We start from the raw sequence: 17019 nt of genomic DNA, 5'->3' as shown, positions 1-17019 counted from the left end.
ATGCGTGTTTTAAAGAAACAGCTCTCAAAACCCTCAAGCCCATTTTGCGACAGCACCTACAAGAATATAAAATCTATAGAGCACCATCTCTACACTTCATAAAAGTGCAAGCAGGCACCCCCCCATCCATCATACACTTTACCTCCAATGATGCCCTTGAAACGGCATAAGAGGCATTTTTATTCATTTTTTGTAAAATTTCACTCCACGCGAGCTCATCTAGCTTGTAACGTACGAGCGACATGATTTTAGTTGATTTACTATAAGCAGACTTGAAATGAAAGAATCCTACGGTGTTCAATGTTTTTCATTCAACATGCAAAACATTGAACACGGTCTATAAATCCCACGTTTTATAACCCCCCATGTTTTATAAATCCCACGTTCTATAAAACAACGTGATGCGCCGTAACAGGATAAAGGAAAATATTTATGAAGTGGTGCGGGTGGTCGGACTCGAACCGACACTCCTCTCGGAACCAGATTTTGAGTCTGGCGCGTCTACCAGTTCCACCACACCCGCACACTGCTATAAAAGACAGGACTATAAAAGACAGACTTGTCGATTATTCCTTTGCACTATATGAAGAAGAACAGATTCGTCAACAGAAGACTTCTCATTTTTTAAGAATTCATATCATTTTCTTATCTATTTTATGAAATACTTTCTTTATTGGATTTCTCTACCGGATTTATAGCAATCTCATTTGTAAAGTCTTTACCTCTTAAATTTATAAAAAGCCTCATGATATTAAACAAATTAAAGCTTTGGACGATTTCTTTAGCAAATCGGCGTACAGCACCACATTGGCTTGGTTTCATTGCCTTTATTGAAAGTTCTGTTTTTCCAATTCCCATAGATGTTTTATATATTCCGATGCTGCTTATCCATCAAAAGCGGGTTTATCGCTATGCTTTGATTGCGACGATCTGTTCTGTATTAGGAGGCATTGCCGGTTGGTTTATCGGACATTTTGCCTATGATACCCTTGCCAAACCCATTTTAGAAATTTATGGTAAGGTTGAAAGTTTTGAATCTCTGAAAAATAGTGCAACCCTGCAATTTCTAATCATTTTACTGATAACATCAGGTTTTTTTCATCTTCCCCCCATCAAGATTGTCACAATTTTGGCCGGTGTTATGAGTGTGCGTCTTGAACTTTTCATACTTATTTGTATTTTTTCTAGAGGCGCTCGTTTTTATCTTCTCGCGTGGCTGATTAAACATTTTGGGCAAAAAGCAATGAATTTTCTAGTACAGCATTTCAAATGGATTGTTCTCATTGGTTGTGTTAGCCTCCTTTTAATTTATGGGATTTTCATAGCTTTTTTAAACAAAAAGCTTTTATAAGGAACAGACTTAATGGCATGCGTTTTGTCTTCTCACCCACTTTTACACAAACACCTTCATGTTGAACCCAGCAGAAAAGAACAAAGTTTATGGGCTTTTTTTCTCGCTTTTTGCTTGTCTGCCACAATAGGGATTGCCCTTGGTTTTGAATATTTCGGAGGATATCTTCCTTGCGATTTATGTCTCATAGAGCGTTTTCCCTATTATGGTGCCATACCATTTTTGCTCTTAGCAGGTTTTGGAGCATGTTTTTTTCGCATAACTGCTTGGATACAACTTTTATTTTTGTGTGTTTTTGTCTTAATGTGCATCAGCCTTGTTTTAGCCGTTTATCATGCGGGTGTTGAATATGGCTTTTGGACAGCTCCCCTCAGTTGTGGTTTAAGCGCAGTCAGAAAAACCTCAGACATTAACCAGCTGCTCAGCCAATTAAACAACATTCATCCTCCTTCTTGTTCTGAAGCATCCGCACGCTTTCTTTTTCTTTCATTTGCCGGTTGGAATGTCGTCTCAAGCCTATTTTTCTCCCTTATAAGCCTCTATATTACTTCAAAAGGGCTTCTTTCAGTCCATAAAAAACTCTAACCATAAAATAGAAACGAAACCGCGTGCACTCGTTCTCTCTAATCGCTTCCCCCTAACCAACAACCCTCCAGTCACCAATCCCCACCCAAAACCACCCACCGCCAAACCAACCCACCAACACCAACGAGTCACCAACATCCCTCCTCTAGCGTTGTACTCAAAAGACAAAAATGAGCAGATACATCCATTTTATGGTTTCACCTCTCTGTACTTATAAGCAACATTTTGATAAAAACTCGTGATAGAAAAGCCGTAAAATAATAAGTGAGGGGACCAATAAATATAAATGGTCTGCTATGGCTGAAGATAAGAACACAGAGCCTTCTACCCTATCACCTATTTCCTTAGATATAACCAAACTTGAAGAACCATGTGTTATGATGGAACATGATCATAATGCATGGCGTGAGCATATAAAAGAAAGAGATTTAAATGCGCCTTACGAAAAACCACCTCATATAAAACCACGAATCAAATCGGCACCACGCATCAGACAAGTTTTTTGGTGTGATTTTCCTCATGATTCGATACTCCCTGAATTTTGGAAAAAGCGGCCTGTTTTAGTGCTTTCTAAGAATGCAAAATTATATGGAAATGTGACAGTTTTACCTTTTTCAACGAAATCACAACCCAATAATCCCGCTGCGTATCCAATACAATCTCCTATAGAGAATAAAAAAGCATGGATTATCTGCAATTATGTCACAACAGTTTCTGTAAGTCGTTTAAGTTGCTCACGTACCGTTCCAAGATTATCCTGCGAAGATTTTCATAAAGTTGTAGCTCTGATGCTCAAATATTTACCGCATTTACAGTATTGACTTTTGAGAAAAATAAGTGTATCTATATCAGCATACACGGCATCAGTAATGGTGGCCGCTTCCCCGCAAGGGGAGATAGGAACGAAGGAGTGGGAAACCGCTCCTTTCGTCATTTTTGGTATTTTTTTGAAAACTGCCATTTTTTGCAACCTTCCCTAGAACATATCCAATATCCCTCCTCCACCGTTGTTGTTTTGAAATATCTGCGATTTGGGATAAGCAGAAGACAATATCCACACCTTGGATCCGGTAAAGTTTCCCACGGAGATTACCGAGATGTTGTACATACTTATCATTTCATTGCACAAAAAATCGTTCTGCCGTTGCTTAAACTTTATATGATTTTCCGCAATGGGAATATCTTTCCAAGATTGAAAAAAGCTTCGCTTTATATGACCACACCTCAAACGATCGTATTTTACGAGATAACAAAGAAAATTCTGTAGTAAAACAGAAATCAACACCCAACCGATTTCTATCTCTTCACCAATAACAATTGTTTATTGCCCTAACCGCATTATTTCACCTGTCACACGACCTAACATAGCTTTGCAGATAGACTTTCTTCCTCTTCTCCTAGAAACGATCTATGTTAAGCTATTTTGGGATTTACTGCTGAATTGCTTATGCTTGCACTTTGAATACCTTTTTCTCATTATACAAAAGGTAGATAAAAAAATAATTTCGTTTATCAGCTTTATTTTAAAGACACACCTATTTTTTACAGGATACGTTTTCCTTTCTATCAACCCTATCGCATTTAATACACTTGTCGTTTCTAAACATGAACAACCAAGCATCACAATGGAGCAATAGACTCTCATCACTTTCATGGGCACTTGCATTGACAAGAGATAAACAAGAGTATTGATCATCACACACGGAGCAAAAATCTATAGCGACTATGCCATAGACTTTCGCCACGCACGGGTTATTCTTAAAGCATATTTATGATGAGATAATCATTTATGACATCCTTTTTGTTGTGCCAAAGAACAGGTTTTGCTAACTAGTTTTACTATTGTGCAAATTTCTTAAGAAAAACTCTCACTCGCTCATAGATGACAAGATTTCTTTACCCAAGAAATGCACGATGCTCAACTTCGACTATTTGACAGTGATCATTTCAAATTTTAACCAACACGACAATACACCTACTCTAAACGATTTATGTACCACCTCATCCGCAACACATTGCCAAATATCCGTACATTTCCTCGAAAAATTTTCACACTTTTACGCATAGTAAAAAAAAGATTAACTTTAATCATGTTGCACTCCATTTTAATTGATTTGGATTTTAAAATGCCCAAAAAAATCAAACAAAAATAGAGAGGTAAGTTACGAAAACTACAGGGTAAATTTTACTGCCCCAAAATGTCTATTTTTCCCCGCCTGAACAGTCAGAGAAACACTATAAAAATTATTTTCATTGAAAAACAATTACTTATAATCTAGGGAAGAAAAGTAAAAATCTCCCCCAGAAAAAGAGATTATCTTCAGAATTATCAAAAAAAAACAGCACAATTTTAGTGATCTTTTTATTTTTTTTCTTTTGATAAAAGAGAGCTGGCAGGTGTCTTAGGCGCCCCTCCGGTAGGTTCCCAATTCGCAACAGCCGCTAATTCCTCAATAACATCCTTTTTTAACTTACCATTTTTCTTATTGTGTAAATCATATTGATCAGCATTCTGTTGCAACCATTTTGCAAGCGTTCCTTTAACAGTTTTACCACCCTCAACCTCACTCACCGCTTCCCATGCCGCAACAATAGCAGCAAGCTTTGGAGCATAACGTGGATGCGTTGGATCTTGAAACGCATATTTTTGGTCCTTAGTCTCAGCAGAATCATCCTCAGGGAAAAAAAATGGAGGGTACAGACCACGCGATGAAAGCCATTCTTTTAAATCATCAACGCGAACATATGAGGAATCTGCATCTATAAAATCCGAAAAATTATAGTACGACCATTCTATCTCTAATCGATTGCTTTTTCCCGCTTGAACGATAGCATGATAGGCTGCACGGAAATTAGCAGTTTTCTCTGATGATACGGAAAGGTTATCTTCGTAAATATCACTTTTTTCTGGTTCTAATTTGTTGACAAACAAATACTTTCCTGGATTTAATCCAACTATTAAAAGCGCTGCCTGCAGTATTGTTAGTTTTTCAGAAAGCCGCCAAAATTTCAAACCATCACTATTTTCCATATATGCTCCCTTTTTTTCTGCACAATTTCGCTCTTTTTTAAAAACATCAAAAACGTTTGTTAACGCGTAGAGATTATGCACTTTTCATATTTCAACTCATCCCATACTTTAAATAAAAACACAGCACCCACACCCCTCCTTGTGATACACAAGAAAATGATTTGAATTGCTTCAATATAAGAAGTTTTGAAGTGAGAGGAAACCTACTGAATTTTGGGCTTTCATACAAGATATCAGGCAAGTTACAAGGCGATAAATGCCCCTTCATAAAGCATAAATTTTTATGCGTGATCAAACAATTTGATATGATAATATCTCTTTCATTTATGCACTCCCACCCTTAAACCTGCCCCTGCAATTACAGCACAAAAGATAATTCATTACATCAAATCCACCTAAATGCAAAAGCTGTAACAACGCTCAATGCGCGTAAATATCATAAGAATACTGTCTTACACCTCCACAAGCAGAATGAGTGGCGTAAAACTGTACAATAAAATGCCATGCCTATAATGAACCGTTCTAAAGACTGTCGCAACACTGGGAGCTAAGGTGTATGATGATGCCGGCTTGCTCTTTTATAAAGCGTAAAGATTAAGAAGACTCAATGGAGTTTATATTATTTCATGGAAATTTTGCGGCTCTACCCTTCTATACTCTTCACGGGGACCACCCTCGCGAAATGGGCTTTTGTCCCTTGAAAAAGGTCTCTTTTAAAGAATCATCTCAAATTCCAAGAACTGTTACAGTCTTTTGAACGCATCAAATGAATGATAGAGTCGTCCTATTTTTTTCCATATATTCACAATACATTGAAATGCTCCATTCAAACATCCCTTTAGCAAAATAAAGCACATTGTCTCTTAAATTTTTTCACGCAATTATTTCTTTCATGCGCCCCTCTCGTCTCCATTTGATAAATTTCCTTGTACTTTCTCAGCATCCCATCACCTTTTTTCTCAGTGCAACCTTTTTGTAATTTGTCAGTTTTTAACTTTTAGATTGACTTTCGGTTTATTTTTCTTATGTTTTAGAATTATTCTAAAGTGCAGAGGAACAGAAAATGTTGAGATCGTTTTTTTCATTTGTACAACGTAAAGCTCTGTCCTTTCGTTCAGCACAAAACGTGATACTTAAAGCGCTCAAAATAAAAGAGCAACATGCGGCGCTCTATTTAAAATATGCAAAAGCTCTAGAACCTTATTCCTCTAAGGAAGCCGCGGTTTTTACCGCCATGGGGCTTCAAGAGCTTAAAAATTATAAGCAACTTTTGTGCCTTTCTTGCCATAATCGTGCAAACACTATCGGTTCATTATGTGACAAAACTTCTCTTGTGAAAGGCAAGAACCGCCATCCCTCCCAAAAAACAACAGCGGCAAATCACACCATAAAAAAAACTTCGAAAACGCAAAGACAAACACTTTTGACTTGGATTCAACCAGGTCTTGCAGGATTAATGGATGGCTCTGTCTCCACCCTTGCCCCCATTTTTGCCGCAGCTTTTGCCACGGGAGACACGCATCAAACTTTTTTGATAGGGCTCTCAGCTTCAATTGGTGCGGGACTTTCAATGGGTTTCACAGAAGCAGCCCATGATGACGGAAAATTATCAGGGCGTGGTTCGCCATTAAAAAGAGGTCTTGCCAGCGGCATTATGACAACATTAGGAGGACTAGGCCATACTCTTCCCTATTTGATCAGCTCTTTTTATGTAGCGACAATTATTGCTTTTATCATTGTTTTTTTCGAACTCGGCGCCATCGTCTGGATTCAGAACAAATACATGTCCACTCCCTTTTGGCGCGCCTCTTTACAGGTCATCATTGGTGGTGCTCTGGTTTTTGCCACGGGTATTCTTATCGGTAGTATCTAAAAATCTTATCTGTAACCATAATTTAGATCTCAAATAAGCGCATGCCCCTAGGCATAAGCCATCCTTGATGATGCCATTATTGAAAAATGCCATTGATAATGTTAGGTGGTGTTGTGGAATATTTTAAGTCAGTAAGAGATGATAAGCAAGCTCTGGGGACAACCTATATCCACACACCTTTATCGACTTGGTTTTATAGATATCTTTTGTTAAAGTATCATTTTCTTCTAGACCTCATATTTTGGAAATGCCTCAATCATGTCGCACACTGAAACCAACGCCCCTCTAAACAATCATCCTGTCTCTTCTCAATCTTCACATGCCCAGACTTTATTTGTTCAGCGTCTTGCACACGGACAAGGTTTAGAACTTCCTTGCTACGCGACAGCGGGTTCTGCGGGTCTTGATCTACGGGCAGCAATTGGAGAAGAAGAAACGCTTGTTCTTGCCCCTGGGCAGCGGGCACTTATTCCAACAGGTCTCATTTTTCATTTATCACTTGGGTTTGAAGCACAAATACGTCCACGCTCTGGCTTAGCCTTAAAACACGGCATCACATGCCTCAACACTCCAGGAACAATTGATAGTGACTACCGTGGTGAAGTCAAAGTCCTTCTTATCAATTTAGGACAAGAAGACTTTTCCATCCAACGGGGCATGCGCATTGCCCAAACAGTCATCGCCCCCGTATCCCAAGTTAATGTTTGCACCATTGAACCAGAGCAAAATACCCAAAGCCATATAGAGAGCCGTGGAACAGGAGGTTTTGGTTCAACGGGACACACTTAAGAAGCTCTGAAAAATCGCTACTCTCAAAATAACACACATACTTATTCCAACCACTCTTTCACTGGAAATTCTTTGAGCTTTTAAAATGCAGAGGAAATGCGCATTTGCTTTCAAAGTTTTTTCACTAAACGCACCTCTAAACAAGCATCTCTCAATTACGTCTCGTGCGCTATACAAAACTTCATTATCACCAGATACCCCTCCCCCATAACAAAAACATTGGCATTAAACATTGAGAGCTCACACACCGCTGGTAATGTCGACAATCTATACATCATATTGATTTATAATAATAATGAATTGTCTTGCAACTTAAATGAGAAATCTCAATACTGTAAGATTGTTTCATGGCAAGCCTATTTATATTAAATCAATCAAAAGCATGTTTCTCACATTCCAAACGTGGCTAGCATGCAGATAAAAACTGAAAAAATGCCTACAATAAATAGCACTATCACAACATTGGAAAAAAATATAAATACGATAATGGTGCTCGCTTGCTCTTTTGTTAAGCATAAAGATGGTGATGTTTGATAGGTTTTTTATTATGTTACGGGGGCTTTAACGTTGTACCATTTATGAACACCGCCGCAAAAAAGGCTTTAAGATGTATTAAGACACACAACAATCGCCCTTGGCTATTTTTCTTGATCGCACCTCTTGCGGCAAGATGAGTAGAGCTTAATCCTAAAAAAAACGATTCAATATATGAACCCCCTGCATAATATCAAACCCATGCGTATTTGGTTTAATAAATCCACGGAACCCTCATCAATTTCACTCTACGACTTTGAGTAATATGCTTTGCTTCCTGCAACAAAGGCTGTTTTTTTATCACTAATCAGAGACATCGGCTGGAATATTAGCGTTTCCCGCAGGGCTCGTTGTTACGGCATCCACACGCCCCACAACGTTACCACCCGCTCCATCGACAGCAGCATCCGCTACCCCTGTTGTTTTATTATTGATCTCACCTCTTGAGACAAGATTGGTAGAGTTTTGCAATCCTACAAGACCGATTTTATTATATCCAGCCATGCGTATTTGATTTAATAAATCGATGACAGTACCATAATCAATTTCGCTATCCGCTTTGATTAAAATTTTTGCCTCTAAATTTTGCGTAGTTTCCCTCAACAAAGCTTCTCTCAAAGCTGCTTGTTCTACAAGATGATCACCAATGTAAAGAGAACGATCTTTTTGCAACGTAACATAAAGAGGTTCATCAGACTGAACCACTGAAGGTGCTTGAGTTATAGAAGGAAGCTGAACGGAAATGACAGACGTTGCCAAAGGCGCTGCAACCATAAAAACAATAAGCAACACCAATACAACATCAATAAAAGGGGTCACATTGATTTCACTTTGCAACCCACTCTCGTCTATATCCCAATCATTATTAAGGCTTGCTTTCATTTTTTATGACTTTTCTGTTGTCTTTGTCTATCAAGTTCACGGCTCAAGAGCCTTTCAAGAGCAGCAGCGATATCGCCTAAATCACTGCGATAACCACTCAAAGCACGCATAAGGCTATTATACATAACAACGGCGGGAATAGCCACAAAAAGCCCAACAGCCGTTGCGAATAAAGCTTCAGCAATTCCAGGCGCCACCACATCAAGTCGCGTTGTTTGAGACTGAGCAATCCCAATAAAAGAGTTCATAATTCCCCAAACAGTTGCAAAAAGACCAACAAAAGGAGCAATTGCGCCAATAGTTGCAAGAACAGCACTTCCACATGCAACACGGCGTGTAGCAGCCAGCAAGCAGCGTGACAAAAGTGAATGAACCCTTTCTTTTAAACCTTCATGAACATCGCGAACCCTAGCATCACGAACATCGCGGGAAACATCTTCATATTGATTGCTCTCCTCATAAAAGAGAATATCTTCAATCGTTTGTGCCCTTTCCCCTGTACTGGTTTTTTCACCAGAGCTTTCGTTTATCCCTTCAGGAGCAGAAAAATGAACCTGTTGTGCAGAAAGATACACCTCTTTAAGGACTTCTTTGAGAAAAAATACACCAGCCCCTTTGCTTTCTTTCAAGCTAGCTGCCAAACGCGTAAGAGTCTGAGCATTTAGAACCAATTGAAGTTCATGACGTACTCTTCGTTTTACCAAAGTGATCTCAACAATTTTCACAAAAGCAATTGTCCAAGACACAAGTGAAGCAAGTAACAAAATAATGATAACCGCTTTCACCACCCAATCAGCAGCCATAAACATAGAAAGAGGAGAAAAATCATGCGTTGTCACTACAGCAGACATATTATCTAAAGGTACTGTTTCAGATTCCATTTTTATCTCACATTCTTGTGCTCTTATCTTTATTTATGAGCTGGGTCGTCACCCCGCATAGCATCACTGTTCCAAAATGCCACGACCCTTTTAACGTCACTTGTGTATTCCTCTTAAGAAAGAAAACTTGATAAATCAAGTATAGTTTTATTCCACAAGCTCTCTCTTAATTCTAAAGAAATCACTCAAGAAATTTTTCTCTAACAATTCAACAAGTTTATCTTACTCAATCAATTTATTGCATAAATTAGGCAAAATGATAAAGTTACAAGAAATATCGCATATAATATTTTCATTTATAAGAATAATTTATCATCATTCCTGTTAAATGAATTCCTCATATCGCAAAGCTTCTTTCATTTCAGCGGCTCTTTTAAATCCAACAAAATATTTGCTTACATGAAACAAGCAGCAAAAATATCATAAAATCCTCGGAGAAAAGGATATGCACTTCTCTAACAACCAGTGCACTAAAGTACCTTCTATCCAAATAAAAATATACCTTTTTTAAAAAAAGAACGATCGCAATATCTTAAACTGACCAAAAGTATAATGGGAGAGCGCGTGTTGCCCCCAAATACATAGAGAACAAAGAGCCACAATATCATTTCTTTTTCTTTGCTTCAAAAACATAAAAATGACATTATTTCTGCCGCAAACTCACAATAACCATGTTTTTTACCTGTCACAAGCCTAAAAAATAAACCTCAACACGCTTTTAAAAAACTTTTATAAAAACTGTGCCATGAGAAACTGAAGAATGGTGCTAAATTCTTGCAAAAGCATAAGACAATTCTCAACAGATGCGACCCTTTACAGACAGAGCATATCGTATAGGAAAGATTTATTTTATCAAAAACAGTTTTAAATTCGACAAAATGAAAGGAACCAAAAAAAGCTTTTGGCGTTACTCAAGCAGTGAAAATTTTCACTCCAATGCAAATGATCACTATGAACACACCAATACAAATATAATGAATCAAGAGGGAAAAATACCATGGCCCATAATAAAACAACACAGCACGATAAATCAGCCGTAGAAAAAGACCAACAAAAAGACCTACAAGGACAATTAGAAAAGTTACGCACTGAAATTTCAGGGATTACCTCAACCCTAACAGATCTTGGTGCAAACAAATTCAACGCCGCCAAAGACAAAGCAGAAAAACTATATCACTCAGCGAAAGAAAGTGGTGAAGACATGATGTCTCAAGCAAAAGATAAAATCAGTGATCTTGAACAAACCATGAATCAATGCGTTCGCAAAAATCCTGGCAAAAGCGTTTTGTTTGCCGCAGGGGTTGGTTTTATTCTTTCTCAATTACTACGTCGTTAAGCAATGCATAAGTTTATCGCTCCTCTTTTAAACCATCTTGTCGGTGGAGGGCTTAAAAGCACAGTCAAGCAAGTACGCCTTCAAGCAATTTTCTATGGGTTTATTGGCATTTCATTCTTCATGTCTTTGCTTTTTTTATGTACCATCGGTTTTATTGCGTTATGTTCTGTTATGAAGCCTCTTGCCGCCGCTAGTATCATGTTTTTAATTTGTCTTTCTCTTGCGGGATTAGGTCTTATTATCAGTCGCATTCTCAAAACTTATCAACGCTATGACCAACAAAAAAAGACAGAAGAACAACGCCATAAACTCATGACAGATGCGACCGTTTCCAGCCTTGCAGCTCTCAGTCAACATCTCCCTTTTGCCAAATTGAGTGTTCCCATACTCGGACTTGCAACTTATTTTCTGTGGAAAAAAGATAAAAAAGACCGCTTTTCAGAGTAAAATATGTAAAACTGTCATTCTAAATCCCCCCCCTCAATGTGCTTTCTTTTATAACAAAAGAAAGCACATTTTTTCCTCATAGTTTCTTTAGCTTCTTCAAGTTCCTGAAAAGAAATCCCCTTCATTTTGGTTAAAATTTCCATAGAACCGCTACACTCTCTTTCAGATTGCAACCCATGTTTCATGAACATAGCAACATGAGGCAAAGCTTGCATTAAAAGTTCTGGTTTGATTTGAAGCAATTGGTTGTTTTTTGAAGGCAAGGTATTTTCAGTTTTACCTTTTCTCTATTTTTTCATAAGCCTTTTTTCATGACCAAAGGTCACATCAGTAGTTTGCATGTGTTCATATTTTCTGAACACTCATGTTTGTTACAATGACTATTTTGTTTAGGGGAAGGAAACGCGCTCTCCCATAGCGCTGTAGTGAGCAACCTATATGCGTAAGCGAGCTTTAAACACAACAAATTTCCATAACGAACGTTGTCCACCAAGGAGTGCGTGGATTATAATTAACTTTTTTCTGATAAGATTTGCAGTAGAATATTGTCTTGATTTTTAAATAGCGCTTAAGAGGACGCTTTATCAATAATGGTCAATGGGATTATAGCTCCCATGATCTCTTCGCCAATCTTCTGGTTGTTGAAATTGGCTCGACCATAAACCGTTTTGTGCTTTTTGAGCAGCAGATTGTAGAATTTTATAGTCTGCTGGGGATGGAAAATGATGCTGATCTTTTGTCAACACCATCAACCCTTCTGCCAGCCCCAAACGTGCCAGATCAACCCCATCTACAAAACATTGTGCATAATGAACCTGTTGAATGACACGTGCTTGCCGACAAGTAACATTTTTATCGATTGTTTTTGAGACAAGCCAAGCAGTAACAAAAGCACCACATGGCCACTTAACTCCGTTGCGTAAGGCAAATTGCCTCATTTCACAGCTTTCCACACCATATAAGCGGATATCACGGATGATCTTTTTTCTCCACCCATCATCCACGAGCGTAATCATTTTAAAGGTCACACCACTTGTGACCTGTATAGCGCCGGAATAGACCGGCACATTTTCTTCATAAAATTGTGATGCGATTGGTTCTGAATGCAACACCACATTTTGTTGGCTTGCGTCTTGTTGGTTTGCATAATCTATCAATTGTGACTTCGGCTTTTGAACGGGGTTTTCTATTGTCTTTTCTGATCCTTTTAAAAAAGAATTTTGAGTAAGTTGTTCATTATTTTTAATTAAATAAAAGTATCCTAAAATAATAATACAAATTAAGACAATATATTTAGGCGCTGCTCGAAGATGTTTTAAAAGTATCATTTTGAATATTACTATATTTTTTGTTTATTAAATAATAAAAGATTAAATATTATTAATTTATCGATAGAAAAATTTATTTTTTTCATTTATATGATTCCCGATTAATATTTTGAATATTAATTTTTCTATCAACTTAAACATAAAGCGGGGAATTTTTCATGAAAAACATGAATAATTTGTTCAGTTGTGAACATACCTTACAAAAAACTACTCTATCCAACACACAAAAGAAATGGTTAACAGCAGCATTGATGCTGTTTATTGCCTTCATCGCACTGAGTGAGCCAGCATTTGCCGCAGGTGACTTTGGAAAAGTTGAAACTGCTCTTGATCAATTAGTCAAAGCTTTAACAAGAAACATTGCAAAATCGATTGCAACCATTGCGGTTGCTGGTATTGGGCTTGCATGGATTGCTGGTTATGTTGAAATGCGTAAAGCTTTTTTCGTTTGTGTTGGCATCGGCATTGTTTTTGGTGCATCGCAAATCGCATCAATGTTTATGTCTTAATTCGCTTAACTTTAGCCTTTCAAAGCCATGAAAGAGCACGACAAGCTAACAGAAGATACGTTATTTCTTGCTTGCACGCGCCCTGCAATGATTGCGGGCGTGACGGTGGAAGCTATGGGATTAAATGGGATAGGAACGATGATATTGTTCATTATGGCAGGCAATATTTTTTTTCTAACCTTTGGTGTGATGCTGCATTTCATATTCAAGGAAATCCTAAAGCATGACCATAACAAATTTCGTATTCTTCTGACATGGCAAAAGACATCTATTTTTGCCAGAAATTCGAGTCTATGGGGTGGGGGAAGTATTTCTCCATTACGATTAATTCGTAATTATGAGGAATTATAATGAATAGAACAGAGCGCAAACGTGAAAAGCAGCCAGAGGCGATCATTCCTTATGTGCGCCATGTCAATAAACACATCATTGCGCTGGATTCACGCGCTCTCATGAGCGTTATTAAACTTGAAGGGATTAACTTTGAGACAGCGGATATTATTGATCTGAATGTGCTTCACGAACAACTCAATAATCTTTTTAAAAACATAGCGGATGAACGGATAGCGCTTTATAGCCATATTATCAGAAAGCGTGAAACGATTTATCCGGATGGGACTTTCAGATCGGCATTTGCCAAGCAATTAGATGATAAATATCGCGAGCGGATGGTTTCACAGGAGCTTTATCGCAATGATCTTTATCTTTCGATTTTGTGGAATCCACACGTTGATCAAACGGATAAATTAGTGGAATTTTTCAAACGTTTAGGCAAAGCCAAGCAAGAAAAGACAGAAGTTGATGCAGAGTCCATTCGCAAGCTTGAAGATATTACCACAGATCTTATTCAAAATTTAGAGCGTTATGGTGCAAAAAGACTGAGCCTTTATGAACATGAAGGTAATATTTATTCGCAGCAAAGTGAGTTTATCCACCAATTGGTGGGAGGTCGTCGTGAACGGATCCCTCTCACATGGGGGACGATAGCTTCGACTGTTTACTCAGACCGTCTCATTTTTGGGAAAGAGATCATAGAAATACGCACCGAGGCGGCACAGCGGTTTGCGGGCATGTTTGGTTGGAAAGAATATCCAGCAAAAACCAGGGTAGGCATGGCGGATGGTTTGCTCACCCTTCCCTTTGAGTTTATTTTCACCCAATCTTTTGTTTTCAAGAGCAAAAACATTGCCAAGCAAATTATGGGGCGCAAACAAAACCAAATGGTCAATGCAGGAGACCGTGCGGGCTCACAAATTATGGAACTGGATGATGCGCTTGATGATCTTGAATCCAATCGTTTTGTTTTAGGGGAACATCATTTATCATTGGCAGTTTTTGCTGATACGCCGCAAGAATTAGCGGATAATCTTGCAAAAGCGCGTTCTCGTCTTACAGATGGTGGGGCTGTGATTGCGCGGGAAGATTTAGGGTTAGCGGCGGCTTGGTGGGCACAATTGCCTGGCAATTATGCTTATCGCACCCGCTCTGGTGCAATAACAAGCCGCAATTATGCAGCGCTTTCTCCATTTCATTCTTTTCCGGTTGGAAAAATAGATGGCAATGTGTGGGGACCAGCGGTAGCCTTGATGAAAACCTCTGCTGGTTCACCGTTTTATTTTAACTTTCACTTTGGTGATTTAGGCAATACGTTTGTTTGTGGTCCCTCTGGTTCTGGGAAAACGGTTATTGTCAATTTTCTTTTAGCGCAACTTCAAAAGCATGATCCCAATATGGTCTTTTTTGACAAAGATCGGGGTGCAGAACTTTTTGTCAGAGCGGGTGGCGGCACTTATATGCCCTTGAAGAATGGTAGACCGACAGGCATAGCACCGCTAAAAGGCTTAGACTATAACAATCCAGCAGATAGAGTTTTTTTACGCCAATGGATTATAAAGCTTGTTTCGTCTGAAGATCAAAAGATCAGTGAATCAGAAAGACAAGACATTACGGCGGCTGTTGACCAGCTTGCCTTGTTGCCAAAAGAACAACGGACGATCTCTGCCTTACAAATGTTTTTTGACACCACGCATAGGGAGGGGATAGCGGGTCGTTTAGAAAGATGGTGTAAAGGCAATGCCTTAGGGTGGGTTTTTGACAATCCTGATGACGACATTGGCATTGATGCAAAATTTATTGGTTATGACATGACGGATTTTTTAGACAATAATGAAATTCGTCCACCATTGATGATGTATCTTTTTCATAGAATTTTATCTCTGATTGATGGGCGTCGTATTATCATTGTCATTGATGAATTTTGGAAAGCCTTAGAGGATGATTCCTTTAAAGCCTTTGCGCAAGACAGGCTGAAAACTATCCGTAAACAAAATGGTTTGATGTTATTTGCAACGCAATCTCCCAAAGATGCGATCAATTCGACCATTGCCCACACCATTATAGAGCAATGCCCCACACAAATTTATTTTCCTAATCAAAAGGGCAATCATGGGGATTATGTAGAAGGGTTTAAATTATCAGACAGAGAATTTAACCTGATACAATCAGAATTAAGCCGTGAGTCACGGCGTTTTCTCATCAAACAAGGACAAAGTTCAGTTGTAGCAGAACTAAATTTACGCGGCTTTGATGATGAAATAGCCATTTTAAGTGGCACCACCAAGAATATTGAACTCCTAGAGACCATTATGGATGAAGTTGGACAATCTCCAGAAAAATGGCTTCCTATTTTTCAAGAAAGGTCAAAGCAATGAAAAAACTTTTATTGGCAACAGCCGTCTATGCAGCTTCATTTGGCTTTCAAACAAATGCCTTTGCCATCGTGGTATTTGATCCCACAGCTGTTGGACAAATAATGAAACAAGTCCAGCAAGGCACACAACAGCTTGGCAAATTGCAAGAACAAATTCAACAAGGCAAACAACAGCTTGACCAATTAAAGAGCCAACTCGATCAAGCGAAACAGTTATATAACTCCTTAAATGTCAAGCCTGACATTTCGGGATTGAAAGAGATGTTTAACAAGCAAGGGAGCAGTGGCGCCCTCCCTTCTGACTTTAACCACTTTCAACAATCGATGGGCAGCGGTGGCGGCGGCGGCGGCGGCAGCAAAAACACGCAAAAATGGCAAGAAGAACTTAAATACAAAGAGCCCGCGGGGGGCGCAGGATCAAAAGAAGCAGTAGATGCTTTTTACGCACAGGAAGTGAAAAAAGCCGAACAGCGCGTAGTAGGAGAAGCAGCCAAAGGACAAGACGTCTACGAAGAAGCCAGTGAAACACAAAAAAACATTACCAAGCTCCTTGACGAACTTGGAAGTACTAAAGATGCGGGTAAAATTCAAGGCATTCAAGCACAATTATCAGCGGTACAAGCAGACCTCCAAGCAAAAATACTCCAAATGCAAGCCGCCATGATGATTCAACAAGCAGAAGAAAAAGCGGCAGAACAACGTGGCTACGAAGAATTTACAGCACGATATAAAGATTTTGCCAAAAAACTCCGTGGTCAATAAA

16 protein-coding genes and 1 tRNA gene are annotated in these 17019 nt (G+C 38.7%); 11 read left to right on the top strand and 6 right to left on the bottom strand.

The features are described from left to right. Positions 1-438 precede the first annotated feature (438 nt). Positions 439-523, bottom strand: a tRNA-Leu gene (locus ACFIO5_RS02335). A 222-nt stretch (positions 524-745) separates the two neighbouring features. Between ACFIO5_RS02335 and ACFIO5_RS02330 the strand changes: the two genes are divergently transcribed. Both ACFIO5_RS02330 and ACFIO5_RS02325 read left to right on the top strand, forming a co-directional pair. Then, entirely contained in the window at positions 746-1351 is a 606-nt protein-coding gene (locus ACFIO5_RS02330; protein ID WP_375633390.1) for a YqaA family protein, read from the top strand. 12 nt (positions 1352-1363) lie between these two features. Beyond that, a complete protein-coding gene (locus tag ACFIO5_RS02325; RefSeq protein ID WP_375634494.1) occupies positions 1364-1936 on the top strand; it encodes a disulfide bond formation protein B in 573 nt (190 codons plus the stop codon). Here ACFIO5_RS02325 and ACFIO5_RS02320 read toward each other — a convergent pair. Further along, positions 1916-2068, bottom strand: a complete 153-nt coding sequence (locus tag ACFIO5_RS02320) for a hypothetical protein (RefSeq protein ID WP_375697103.1) — start codon at positions 2066-2068, stop codon at positions 1916-1918. The two genes, ACFIO5_RS02325 and ACFIO5_RS02320, sit on opposite strands and share 21 nt — an antisense overlap. Before the next feature lie 164 nt (positions 2069-2232). On the opposite strand from ACFIO5_RS02320, the gene ACFIO5_RS02315 reads away from it, so the two are divergent. Next, positions 2233-2757, top strand: coding sequence for a type II toxin-antitoxin system PemK/MazF family toxin (locus ACFIO5_RS02315; RefSeq protein WP_273790913.1), 525 nt, complete (start codon positions 2233-2235; stop codon positions 2755-2757). A gap of 1541 nt (positions 2758-4298) precedes the next feature. Here ACFIO5_RS02315 and ACFIO5_RS02310 read toward each other — a convergent pair. Continuing rightward, the gene (locus ACFIO5_RS02310) at positions 4299-4967 is read right to left on the bottom strand and encodes a hypothetical protein (protein WP_375617908.1); all 669 of its coding nucleotides are present in this window, start codon (positions 4965-4967) and stop codon (positions 4299-4301) included. A 1063-nt stretch (positions 4968-6030) separates the two neighbouring features. Here ACFIO5_RS02310 and ACFIO5_RS02305 point away from each other — a divergent pair. Together ACFIO5_RS02305 and dut are read left to right on the top strand one after the other, a co-directional pair. Then, positions 6031-6840 carry a VIT1/CCC1 transporter family protein gene (locus tag ACFIO5_RS02305; protein WP_375634492.1) on the top strand — a complete coding sequence of 270 codons (810 nt, stop codon included), beginning with the start codon at positions 6031-6033 and terminating at the stop codon, positions 6838-6840. Between the two features lie 258 nt (positions 6841-7098). Then, complete coding sequence (gene dut, locus ACFIO5_RS02300) at positions 7099-7629, top strand: dUTP diphosphatase (RefSeq protein WP_375633393.1); 531 nt, start codon at positions 7099-7101, stop codon at positions 7627-7629. 837 nt (positions 7630-8466) lie between these two features. On the opposite strand, the gene ACFIO5_RS02295 is transcribed toward dut, so the two are convergent. Next, positions 8467-9045: a biopolymer transporter ExbD gene (locus ACFIO5_RS02295; protein WP_375633394.1), complete on the bottom strand. Its 579-nt coding sequence runs from the start codon at positions 9043-9045 to the stop codon at positions 8467-8469. After that, positions 9042-9926: a MotA/TolQ/ExbB proton channel family protein gene (locus tag ACFIO5_RS02290; RefSeq protein WP_375617904.1), complete on the bottom strand. Its 885-nt coding sequence runs from the start codon at positions 9924-9926 to the stop codon at positions 9042-9044. The genes ACFIO5_RS02295 and ACFIO5_RS02290 overlap by 4 nt, the downstream gene beginning before the upstream one ends. A 997-nt stretch (positions 9927-10923) precedes the next feature. Here ACFIO5_RS02290 and ACFIO5_RS02285 point away from each other — a divergent pair. Beyond that, a complete protein-coding gene (locus ACFIO5_RS02285) occupies positions 10924-11262 on the top strand; it encodes an ElaB/YgaM/YqjD family protein (RefSeq protein ID WP_375628058.1) in 339 nt (112 codons plus the stop codon). A gap of 3 nt (positions 11263-11265) precedes the next feature. Next, a complete protein-coding gene (locus ACFIO5_RS02280) occupies positions 11266-11709 on the top strand; it encodes a hypothetical protein (RefSeq protein WP_375617902.1) in 444 nt (147 codons plus the stop codon). Positions 11710-12293: 584 nt separating this feature from the next. Here the strand turns inward: ACFIO5_RS02280 and ACFIO5_RS02275 are convergent. Next, the gene (locus ACFIO5_RS02275) at positions 12294-13037 is read right to left on the bottom strand and encodes a nuclease (RefSeq protein WP_375683958.1); all 744 of its coding nucleotides are present in this window, start codon (positions 13035-13037) and stop codon (positions 12294-12296) included. Positions 13038-13195: 158 nt separating this feature from the next. Between ACFIO5_RS02275 and ACFIO5_RS02270 the strand changes: the two genes are divergently transcribed. The 4 genes from ACFIO5_RS02270 to ACFIO5_RS02255 are packed head-to-tail and all read left to right on the top strand — an operon-like array spanning position 13196 to position 17018. Beyond that, a complete protein-coding gene (locus tag ACFIO5_RS02270) occupies positions 13196-13546 on the top strand; it encodes a TrbC/VirB2 family protein (RefSeq protein WP_375705071.1) in 351 nt (116 codons plus the stop codon). 27 nt (positions 13547-13573) lie between these two features. Continuing rightward, the gene (locus tag ACFIO5_RS02265; RefSeq protein WP_375628050.1) at positions 13574-13897 is read left to right on the top strand and encodes a VirB3 family type IV secretion system protein; all 324 of its coding nucleotides are present in this window, start codon (positions 13574-13576) and stop codon (positions 13895-13897) included. Then, positions 13897-16257, top strand: a complete 2361-nt coding sequence (locus tag ACFIO5_RS02260) for a VirB4 family type IV secretion/conjugal transfer ATPase (RefSeq protein ID WP_375705070.1) — start codon at positions 13897-13899, stop codon at positions 16255-16257. The genes ACFIO5_RS02265 and ACFIO5_RS02260 overlap by 1 nt, the downstream gene beginning before the upstream one ends. Further along, positions 16254-17018: a type IV secretion system protein gene (locus ACFIO5_RS02255; RefSeq protein ID WP_375705069.1), complete on the top strand. Its 765-nt coding sequence runs from the start codon at positions 16254-16256 to the stop codon at positions 17016-17018. The genes ACFIO5_RS02260 and ACFIO5_RS02255 overlap by 4 nt, the downstream gene beginning before the upstream one ends. Position 17019: the final 1 nt, after the last annotated feature.

It is taken from the genome of Bartonella sp. AA86SXKL, from assembly GCF_042196885.1.
Note: the sequence above shows the minus strand (reverse complement) of the source record. Positions and strands in the feature narration are given on the sequence as shown.

What these genes read in the sequence shown, in the direction of transcription:
- ACFIO5_RS02295 (WP_375633394.1), bottom strand. Translation starts at nt 9,045, where the DNA reads ATGAAAGCAAGCCTTAATAATGATTGGGATATAGACGAGAGTGGGTTG.
- ACFIO5_RS02330 (WP_375633390.1), top strand. Translation starts at nt 746, where the DNA reads ATGATATTAAACAAATTAAAGCTTTGGACGATTTCTTTAGCAAATCGG.
- ACFIO5_RS02305 (WP_375634492.1), top strand. Translation starts at nt 6,031, where the DNA reads ATGTTGAGATCGTTTTTTTCATTTGTACAACGTAAAGCTCTGTCCTTT.
- ACFIO5_RS02255 (WP_375705069.1), top strand. Translation starts at nt 16,254, where the DNA reads ATGAAAAAACTTTTATTGGCAACAGCCGTCTATGCAGCTTCATTTGGC.
- ACFIO5_RS02310 (WP_375617908.1), bottom strand. Translation starts at nt 4,967, where the DNA reads ATGGAAAATAGTGATGGTTTGAAATTTTGGCGGCTTTCTGAAAAACTA.
- ACFIO5_RS02270 (WP_375705071.1), top strand. Translation starts at nt 13,196, where the DNA reads ATGAAAAACATGAATAATTTGTTCAGTTGTGAACATACCTTACAAAAA.
- ACFIO5_RS02260 (WP_375705070.1), top strand. Translation starts at nt 13,897, where the DNA reads ATGAATAGAACAGAGCGCAAACGTGAAAAGCAGCCAGAGGCGATCATT.
- ACFIO5_RS02325 (WP_375634494.1), top strand. Translation starts at nt 1,364, where the DNA reads ATGGCATGCGTTTTGTCTTCTCACCCACTTTTACACAAACACCTTCAT.
- ACFIO5_RS02315 (WP_273790913.1), top strand. Translation starts at nt 2,233, where the DNA reads ATGGCTGAAGATAAGAACACAGAGCCTTCTACCCTATCACCTATTTCC.
- ACFIO5_RS02265 (WP_375628050.1), top strand. Translation starts at nt 13,574, where the DNA reads ATGAAAGAGCACGACAAGCTAACAGAAGATACGTTATTTCTTGCTTGC.
- dut (WP_375633393.1), top strand. Translation starts at nt 7,099, where the DNA reads ATGTCGCACACTGAAACCAACGCCCCTCTAAACAATCATCCTGTCTCT.
- ACFIO5_RS02280 (WP_375617902.1), top strand. Translation starts at nt 11,266, where the DNA reads ATGCATAAGTTTATCGCTCCTCTTTTAAACCATCTTGTCGGTGGAGGG.
- ACFIO5_RS02285 (WP_375628058.1), top strand. Translation starts at nt 10,924, where the DNA reads ATGGCCCATAATAAAACAACACAGCACGATAAATCAGCCGTAGAAAAA.
- ACFIO5_RS02275 (WP_375683958.1), bottom strand. Translation starts at nt 13,037, where the DNA reads ATGATACTTTTAAAACATCTTCGAGCAGCGCCTAAATATATTGTCTTA.
- ACFIO5_RS02290 (WP_375617904.1), bottom strand. Translation starts at nt 9,926, where the DNA reads ATGGAATCTGAAACAGTACCTTTAGATAATATGTCTGCTGTAGTGACA.